5 protein-coding genes and 1 pseudogene are annotated in these 5,126 nt (G+C 73.9%); 2 read left to right on the plus strand and 4 right to left on the minus strand.

Annotated elements, in window-relative coordinates:
• The 4 genes from B8460_RS02525 to B8460_RS02540 form a co-directional block, all read right to left on the minus strand.
• Nucleotides 1-434, minus strand: a 434-nt coding sequence (locus tag B8460_RS02525; RefSeq protein ID WP_048859999.1) for a TetR/AcrR family transcriptional regulator, incomplete at its 3' end; no start/stop codon positions are given.
• Nucleotides 435-450: 16 nt separating this feature from the next.
• The gene (locus B8460_RS02530) at nucleotides 451-2,376 is read right to left on the minus strand and encodes an AMP-binding protein (RefSeq protein WP_048860000.1); all 1,926 of its coding nucleotides are present in this window, start codon (nucleotides 2,374-2,376) and stop codon (nucleotides 451-453) included.
• A gap of 109 nt (nucleotides 2,377-2,485) precedes the next feature.
• Entirely contained in the window at nucleotides 2,486-2,935 is a 450-nt protein-coding gene (locus B8460_RS02535; RefSeq protein ID WP_048860001.1) for a YaiI/YqxD family protein, read from the minus strand.
• Nucleotides 2,936-2,948: 13 nt separating this feature from the next.
• Nucleotides 2,949-3,905 carry a LysR family transcriptional regulator gene (locus tag B8460_RS02540; protein ID WP_241771084.1) on the minus strand — a complete coding sequence of 319 codons (957 nt, stop codon included), beginning with the start codon at nucleotides 3,903-3,905 and terminating at the stop codon, nucleotides 2,949-2,951.
• A gap of 63 nt (nucleotides 3,906-3,968) precedes the next feature.
• Between B8460_RS02540 and B8460_RS02545 the strand changes: the two genes are divergently transcribed.
• Together B8460_RS02545 and B8460_RS02550 are read left to right on the plus strand one after the other, a co-directional pair.
• Nucleotides 3,969-4,928, plus strand: a complete 960-nt coding sequence (locus B8460_RS02545) for an MBL fold metallo-hydrolase (RefSeq protein WP_048860003.1) — start codon at nucleotides 3,969-3,971, stop codon at nucleotides 4,926-4,928.
• Nucleotides 4,925-5,126: pseudogene (locus B8460_RS02550) on the plus strand (alpha/beta hydrolase); the annotation flags it as partial. The gene B8460_RS02545 and the pseudogene B8460_RS02550, both read left to right, overlap by 4 nt.

The raw sequence follows: 5,126 nt of genomic DNA on the forward strand, positions 1-5,126 counted from the left end.
GCGCGGCGCAGCACGCCGAAGGCGCGGTCGGACGCGGCCAGCAGCGCGGGGTCGGCCTGCAACGCGAAGCCCGGCTCGAACATCGCGGCATAGAACGCGGGATTGCGCCGCGCGAAGCCGAGATAAGCGGCGCCGCAGCGGTCGAGCGCGGTCAGCGGGTCCGGCCGTCCGTCACCCCAGGCGGCGGCGAGGTCGTCGGCGAAGCGCTCGTAACCGCGCCGCGCGATCTCGGCGATCAGCGCCTGCAGGTCGCGGAAATGCCGGTATGGCGCGGCGGCGCTCACCCCCGCCGCCCGCGCCGCCTGCGCGAAGGAGAACCCCGCCGGCCCGTGCTCGGCGATCAGCCGCAGCGCCGCCTCGATCAGCGCCTCGCGCAGATTGCCGTGGTGGTAGCTCTCCCGGCCTCGCCCCTTGTCGCCCTCGGCGTATGCCATGTTGCGGCCTTTTACATCAGCCGCCGGACAAATCATCCGACGAAAGCACCACGCTGCGCAGCGTGAAGCCCGCCAGCGCCGCTTCCACCGCCGCCCGCGCACCCACGTCCGTCCCCGGCGGCAGCCGCACGGTGGCCAGCGTGCCGTGCGCGGGATGCGGCCCGACGTCCACCTCCACCACCGCCCCCGGCCCGAGCGCCTCGCGCGTCGCCGCCGTGAGCGCCTCGCGCGCCGCAAGCGCCCGCAGCGCGGGCTTGAAGATCTTGCCCACGCCCGTCAGCGGCATCTGTTCCACCACCGTCACCGCCGCCGGCACCGCCGCCCGCTCCTCCAGCGTCTCGCGCAGATAGGCCCGCAGCGCCTCGCCCTCGGTCGCCATCCCGGGACGCAGCTGCACATAGGCGACCGGCATCTCGCCCGCGTGCCGGTCGGGGCGGCCCACGGCGGCGGCGGCCTGCACGGCCGGGTGGCGGTGCAACGCCTCCTCGATCAGCTGCGGGTCGATGTTGTGCGCGCCGCGGATGATCAGGTCCTTGGCCCGGCCGGTCAGCCAGACATAGCCGTCCGCGTCCAGCCGGCCGAGATCGCCGGTGTCCAGCCAGCGTCCGCCCGCGCTCCATGGCGCACGCGGGGCGATGCCGTCCGCGTCCTCGACCCAGGTGCCGCGGTCATGCGCCGGATCGACATAGCCCGCGAACACCTGCCGCCCGCGCACCAGCACATGACCGATCGTCCCCGGCGGCAGCACCCGCGCGATCCGTCCTTCGGCGACCTCGGCGACGATCAGCTCCACATACGGCAGCCGCAGCCCGACCGAACCCAGCCGCACGTCCCCGTCGATCGGGTTCATCGTCCCGAAGCCGTGCAGCTCCGTCATGCCCCAGCCCTCGATCACCGGCACGCCGAGCCGCGCCTGCGCCCCCTCCGCGACCGCGACGGGCATCGGCGCGCCGCCGACATTGCCCGCGCGCACGCCGGCATGATCCGCCGGATCACAAGGCACCTGCATCGTCGCGGCCCAGGACGTGGGGACCATCGGCAGCACCGTCGGGCGGAACCGCGCGACGAGGCGCCAGTAGTTGCGGACCACGTCGGGGTTACGCATCCCGGCGGCGGTCAGCATCACCAGCGTGGCACCCCGGCTGAGCGGCGCGAGGCCGCCGCAATAGGCCCCGCCCACATGGAACGGCGGCAGCCCGGCGAACAGCGTGTCAGCGTCGCTCAGATGCAGCGCCTCGGCGTTCGTCCACGCCGTCGCCACCAGCCCGCGATGCGTGTGCCGCGCGAGCTTCGGCGCGCTGGTCGTCCCGCCCGTGTGCATCAGCGCCGCGACCTCCTCCGGCGCGATCGCGCGGTCGAACACGAGCGCATCGGGCGCGCGATCGCGCAGCGTCTCGTAATGCGGCGCGTCGATGTCGCCGCGCAGGGGCGGCCCGCCGACGCGCAGCACCGCGATGTCGGGGAGTGCGGCGCGCACCGCCGCGACCTTCTCCCACACGCCGGGAAACACGTCGGGATCAGGCGCGCACAGCACCCGTGCCCGCGCCTGGCGCAGCAGCGTGATGATGTGCCCGGGCTCCAGCAGGAAGTTGATCGGGCACGCGATACCGGCGCTGTGCGCGCCGAACATCAGCTCGAAGGTCTCCGGCAGGATCGGCAGCAGCAGCGCGGCGGCGCCGTCGGGCCGCAGCCCGGCGCCATGCAGCACGTTCGCTGCCTGGATACGGTGCCGGTCGAGCGCCGCGAACGACAGGTCGCGCACCGGCGCGTCCGCCGCCCCGTGTTCGAGGAAGCGTAATGCCGCCCGCGCCGGCACGTGCCGCGCGATGCGCGCGATCAGAGCCGGGACCGTGCTCTCCGGCTCGTGCGTCTCGAACGGAACCGCCTCCACCGCCGCGATGTCGGCGAGGTCGCGCAGCCGGATGTCGCGCCGTCGGATCATGCCGCCTTGTCCTCCCCCGGCCGCCCGGTTGTCTCGCGCCCGGGCTTGCCACGCCCCGAGGATGGTCCGCGCCGCGCGCCCTGCCAATCGCGGGGTGATCGCGCGCCCCTCAGCGCCGCCGCGCCCGCACCACGGCGGCGTCCAGCGCCTGCAGGAACTGCGAGCGGTCGGCGGCGGTGAAGGGGCGCGGGCCGCCGGTGATCTCGCCGATGCCGCGCAGATGCTCGGCGATGGTGCGCCCGGCGAGCGCGCCGCCGATATTGTCGGGCGTCCAGCGCCGCCCCGTGGGATGCAGCGCATCCGCCCCCGCCTTCAGCACGCGGTCGGCGAGCGGGATGTCGGCGGTGATCACCACGTCGCCGGGCCCGGCGCGTTCGGCGATCCAGTCGTCCGCGACGTCCGGCCCCGCATCGACCACGACGGCGGAGATACGTGGATCGGGCGGCGTGCGTATCCACGCGTTGGAGACGACGAACACCGCGAGGCCATAGCGCGCGGCGACGCGATAGATCTCGTCCTTCACCGGACAGGCATCGGCATCGACGAAGAACTGCGTCATCGCGGGATTTCCGTCACGGGGCGGCCTCCGCCGCTTCATACAGGCGTTCGCGCAGCCAGGCATGGCCGGGATCGGCGTGGCTGCGCGGATGCCAGAACGCATAAAGCCGCGCGCTCGGCAGCGCCAGCGGCGGGGCGAACAGGTCGAGGCCTGCGGCGAAGCGTTGCAGCACGCGGCGCGGCATGGTGCCGATGCAGTCGCTGCCGGCGACGATCAGCGGCGCCAGCGCATAGCTCTGCGTCGAGACGACGACGCGGCGGCTGCGGCCGAGCGACGCGAGCGCATCATCGACCACGCCCGCGAACCCGCCGCCATCGGCGGAGATCAGCACGTGATCGAGCGCGCAGAACGCATCGAGGTCGAGCGGCCCGGTGCCGCGCGGATGGCCGCGCCGCTGCGCCGTCGCATAGTCGCTGTCGAGCAGCTTGCGGCAGATCAGCCCCTCGCGCCCGCGATCGGCGCCGAGCAGCAGATCGACGCCGCCCCGCTCCAGCCGCTCGGCCGTGTCGGCGCCGGGGGCGACGAAGGCGATGCGCGCGCCGGGCGCGGCGGCGGCGAGATGCGCCACAAGCGCCGGGGCGAACACCGTCGCCGGGTTTTCGTATACGGCGATGACGAAGGTGCGGCGGCTGCGCGCGGGATCGAACCCGTGGGTGGGCTCGATCAGGCGGCGCAGCTGCGCCAGCGCATCGGCCAGCGGCGTTGCCACCACGCCGCGCCCGCCGCTGGCCGGCACGAAGAGCGGATCGCCGAACAGCTCGCGCAGCCGGCCGAGCCGTCCGGACAGCGCGGACTGGCTGATGCCCAGCCGCGCCGCGGCGCGGGTCACGTTGGTGTCCTGCAACAGCGCGTCGAGCGCCAGCAGCAGGCCGAGATCAAGGTCGCTCAGCTCCATCGGTGGGCTCCGGCTGCCCTGCGGCGTGGCGCCGCCCGAGGCGCCATCGACGGGGTGGATGGGTCGTATCGGCACGGCGGCCCTGCCGCGACGGAGGGCGGCTGCGCATCTGCGTCGGCAACAAACGGGAGAGATAGCATGGCCGGGACCGACGAGATGCCGCCGCGCGCGGGCGGCACGTGGCAGGTGGGCGACGTGACCGTCACCCGCATCGACGAAATGACGCTCGACGGCCATACGGCGGCGCAACTGCTGCCGGGCCTCGCGCCGGCGGAGCTGGCCCGCCACCGCGACCGTTTCGGCCCGGGCCTGCTGCGTCCCGCACAGGCCGGGCCGGACAGCGAGCGCGTGGTCGTGAGCATCCACACCTGGCTGCTGCGCACGCCGCGCCACGTCATCCTGATCGACACCGCGACCGGCAACGGCAAGTCCCGCCCGCAGGCGCCCGCGCTGGACGGGCTCGACGAGCCGTATCTCGCCCGCCTCGCCGCCGCCGGCGTGCGGCCGGAGGACGTGGACGCGGTGCTGATCACGCATCTGCACGCCGATCATGTCGGCTGGAACACGCGGCTGGTCGACGGGCGCTGGCAACCCACGTTTCCGCGCGCGCGCCATTACTTCTCCGCCGCCGAGCAGCGCTACAACGCGGCACTCAGCGACGGGCGCGCCCCGGACGTGCCGCCCGCCCTCGGCCCGCGCGTCGGCACGCCCTACCCCGGCGTCTATGACGACAGCGTGCGCCCGGTCATCGACGCGGGCCTCGCCACCCTGATCGACGTGGGCGGCGGCGAGGTGCTCGACGGCCTGTCATTCGTATCGACGCCCGGTCACAGCATCGACCATGCCTCCATCCGCCTCGTCTCGCGCGGGCAGGAGGCGCTGTTCGCGGGCGACGTGATGCACCACCCGCTGCAGGTCCACGCGCCGCACCTCTCGTCCTGCTTCTGCGAGTTCCCCGAGGCGGCCGAGGCATCGCGCCGCGCCGTGCTGGCCGAGGCGGCGGAGCGCAACACGCTGATCTTCGCCACCCATTTCGCCGAAAGCTCGGCCGGGCGCGTCACGCGCGCGGCCGACGGCTACGCATGGAGCTTCGCATGAACACCGCGACACAGACGACGGGCGCCATCGCCGTCGAGGACATGATGATCCCGAGCGACACGCCCGGCATCGACCTGCATGTGCGCCGCAAGCGGCTGGCGGGGCGCGCCACGTTCGACGCCGCGCGCACCGTGGTTCTGATGCACGGCGCGACCTATGGCGGCGGCAGCCTGTTCGACGTGCCCTTCGCCGGGGTGT

Origin of the sequence: Acidisphaera rubrifaciens HS-AP3 (assembly GCF_000964365.1) — a bacterium.
GTDB classification, from domain to species: domain Bacteria; phylum Pseudomonadota; class Alphaproteobacteria; order Acetobacterales; family Acetobacteraceae; genus Acidisphaera; species Acidisphaera rubrifaciens.

Coding starts and splice junctions, on each gene's coding strand:
- B8460_RS02535 (WP_048860001.1), bottom strand. CDS start 2,935: ATGACGCAGTTCTTCGTCGATGCCGATGCCTGTCCGGTGAAGGACGAG.
- B8460_RS02530 (WP_048860000.1), bottom strand. CDS start 2,376: ATGATCCGACGGCGCGACATCCGGCTGCGCGACCTCGCCGACATCGCG.
- B8460_RS02545 (WP_048860003.1), top strand. CDS start 3,969: ATGGCCGGGACCGACGAGATGCCGCCGCGCGCGGGCGGCACGTGGCAG.